The organism is Streptomyces smaragdinus, from assembly GCF_009604385.1.
Lineage (GTDB): Bacteria > Actinomycetota > Actinomycetes > Streptomycetales > Streptomycetaceae > Streptomyces > Streptomyces smaragdinus.
Genome location: NZ_WEGJ01000089.1, coordinates 1 through 2,739, shown reverse-complemented (window position 1 = coordinate 2,739; position 2,739 = coordinate 1). Strand labels below are relative to the sequence as shown.

The window sequence follows — 2,739 nt, the reverse complement described above, 5'->3', positions numbered from 1 at the left end:
CCGACGCCTGCACGGTGAGATAGGCCACGTCCCGCCCGTCGAGTACGAGAACACCTACTACCTGACAGCCACGAAACCGCAGGTCACAACCACCAACTGAGCTCTCTACCGAACCCGGAACGGTTCACTCACCCACACCCGCACCCACTGGAACAGACCACTGCCCACCGCGACCCGCCGAATCGCGGAATCAGGGCGGATGCAGCGCCATCTCGCCAACGGTCTCGCCCGATTCTGGCGTGCTGCCCTCGCCGAGGGCTGGCCCGAACTGCACTCGATCACCGACCAGGACATCGCCCACCGCGCAACAACCATCGCCACCCAGGGCATCGGCCGCACACTGCGAGCACTCCACCCCGACATGAACTGGACGGGCGACGCAATCACCCTCGCAACACCACGGAACAGCGAAATCGACCTCACCGGCCGGGACCTGGTCCTCACCCCCTCAGTACTCAACCGGCCCCGCCTCACCATCCAGGTCGACACCCCCGGCCAGTTCGTCCTCTACTACCCCGCCCAACACATCGGAACCGGCCGCGACCGCAAACCCGGAAAAATCGCCCACATCATCGGCAAAACCCGAGCAGCCCTCCTCACAGACCTCACAACCCCCCGCACCACCACAGAACTCGCCACCCGAAACGGATGCACCCCCGCCACCGCCTCCTACCACCTCACCGCACTCCACCACGCACACCTCGTCACCAAAACCAGAAACGGACGCCACGTGCTATACCAACGAACCACACACGCGGCACACCTCCTCGAAGAAACCCGCGACTGAGCAGCACTCCAGAAGCTCCGCCGGAAACAGGCCGGGAACCAGGAACTCGCCCAGAAGGCAGCAGCCACCAGACTCTGATCGGGTGAACCGCAACGGAAGAACACGTGGACCCGTCGTTTGCGGCCGGACCAGGAAACCACTGTGTCGGCAACGAAAGCCCTCAACACACCCCGGATCCACTCGGCCGGGTAGCCGCACGGACCGCAGCCGACACAGAACCACAGGCGCCGACAGGGTCGGCGACGATAAAGCTACGGACCGTACGGGCCAGGCCACCACACACCCTCACACCATTACTCCCACCTTCCGACGTGCTGTGCGGCCCCGATAACGCCGAGGACGGCAACGGGATCCGACCCGGATCCCAAACGGAACCGTGATCACCCCGTCGGGTTCTGGCCGATCAGTTCCCCCGGTGATCTGCATCCGGCCGCACCTCAGCCCGCGCCGCCTCAAGGAATCGGTGCCGGACGCCACCGAGGTACTCCCAAGGCCTACTGCCGTCCGGCGTTCCGTGCCAGTACGTATCGCCAAGAGCGTTAGCGAGGTCGGACGCCGCATCGTGAAGTTCTTCGGAGGCAACCAGCATCAGATTGTTGCGCAGCGATCACATGCGATGGATCAGCTCACTCGGCCGATCACCACTGTCGCCGATGACACGCTCGATTACCTGATAGACCTCGACGAAATCCTGAATCGCAGCCTTCCGCTCAGCCCGGACCTGCTCAGCGCGCGCTCGGCGTGCACTTCGTTCAACGGTACGGTTGGTCACGTACTGAGTGATGATCGTTCCCGCCGAGCCGATCAGAGTCCCCGCAACAGGCAGCCAGTCCATCTCGACAGCACCCACCCGTCGGCACGACAGCAACACTGACATCAATCAGATCATCGGCTGTATCCCCAAATTCAACAACACTGTCGAACATCACTCTCACCTACCCCGGAGCCTCCCCCTGAGTGGTGGACACGCTGATACTGGATCTGCTTGATCCGGAGGAAGCGAGCGACCGTCGATGGCGTTGAAGGACTACTCGGACGAGTTCAGGGCCGATGCCGTGGCTTATACGAGTCCACACCCGGGGCAACCTACAAAGGGATCGCCGCCGACCTGGGCATCGGCCGGGCCACCCTGCGCGAGTGGGTGCTGCGCGACCGCAAGCGCCGCGGACGGGCTGCTCCGCCGGGCAGGTGCCGGAAGGTCCGCAGCCCCGGAAGAAACGTCGTCGGCCACGGAGCCGGGACGAACGGATCCGGCAGCTCGAGGCCCGGGTCGCCGAGCTCGAGGCCAGTGATCGCAAGCCGGCGACCGAGCGGGACATACTCCGCAAGGCGGCCAAATATTTCGCCGGCGAGACGATTCCCCAGAGGGATTGTCGAGCTGCCACGGGCGGGGCCGGTTCGTAGCGGCGTCCGTCGCGGAGGAGAGCCCGCAGCACGTTGACGCGACGGCGGGCGAGGGAGAGGACGGCCTGGATGTGGCGTTTTCCTTCGGCACGTTTGCGGTCGTAGAACGCTATGGACTCCGGGCAGCAGCGGATGCTGATCAATGCGGACTGGTAGGAGATGCGCTGGAGCCCGCGGTGGTAGCGCCTTGGCCGACGGAGGTTGCCGCTGATGCGTCCGGAATCGCGCGGTGTCGGTGCGACGCCGGCGAGCGCGGCCAGCCGGTCCGGGGTCCCGAAGAGCGTCATGTCGCCGCCGGTGCAGGCGAGGAACTCGGCGCCGAGGAGCGGTCCTGTGCCGGGAAGGCTGGTGATGATCTCTGCGTGCTCATGGCGTCGGAAGCAGGCCTCGATCCGCCTGTCGAGGTCGTTGACCTGCTGGTTGTCCGCGTACTCCTCTGAGTGCACCACCGAGTACAGAGTTATGTGCACCACTGCTCAGGCCACGTCGGCGTCTCGCTCGATAGTCTGGAGGCGGTTCTTGAGTCGGTAGCTGTTGCCGTTGATCGA

At 64.8% G+C, this 2,739-nt stretch carries 2 protein-coding genes and 2 pseudogenes; 2 read left to right on the top strand and 2 right to left on the bottom strand.

Going from position 1 to position 2,739, the window contains the following annotated elements:
- The first annotated feature begins 199 nt into the window (after positions 1 to 199).
- Complete coding sequence (locus SRB5_RS37330; RefSeq protein WP_153458002.1) at positions 200 to 787, top strand: ArsR/SmtB family transcription factor; 588 nt, start codon at positions 200 to 202, stop codon at positions 785 to 787.
- A gap of 607 nt (positions 788 to 1,394) precedes the next feature.
- On the opposite strand, the gene SRB5_RS35645 is transcribed toward SRB5_RS37330, so the two are convergent.
- Entirely contained in the window at positions 1,395 to 1,664 is a 270-nt protein-coding gene (locus SRB5_RS35645) for a hypothetical protein (RefSeq protein WP_153458000.1), read from the bottom strand.
- Positions 1,665 to 1,800: 136 nt separating this feature from the next.
- Here SRB5_RS35645 and SRB5_RS37830 point away from each other — a divergent pair.
- Positions 1,801 to 1,929: pseudogene (locus SRB5_RS37830) on the top strand (transposase); the annotation flags it as partial.
- 234 nt (positions 1,930 to 2,163) lie between these two features.
- Here the strand turns inward: SRB5_RS37830 and SRB5_RS35640 are convergent.
- Positions 2,164 to 2,592, bottom strand: a pseudogene (locus tag SRB5_RS35640) (transposase); the annotation flags it as partial.
- Positions 2,593 to 2,739: the final 147 nt, after the last annotated feature.

Excerpts from the sequence above, each read along its gene's own strand:
- SRB5_RS37330 (WP_153458002.1), top strand. The coding sequence starts at position 200 with ATGCAGCGCCATCTCGCCAACGGTCTCGCCCGATTCTGGCGTGCTGCC.
- SRB5_RS35645 (WP_153458000.1), bottom strand. The coding sequence starts at position 1,664 with ATGTCAGTGTTGCTGTCGTGCCGACGGGTGGGTGCTGTCGAGATGGAC.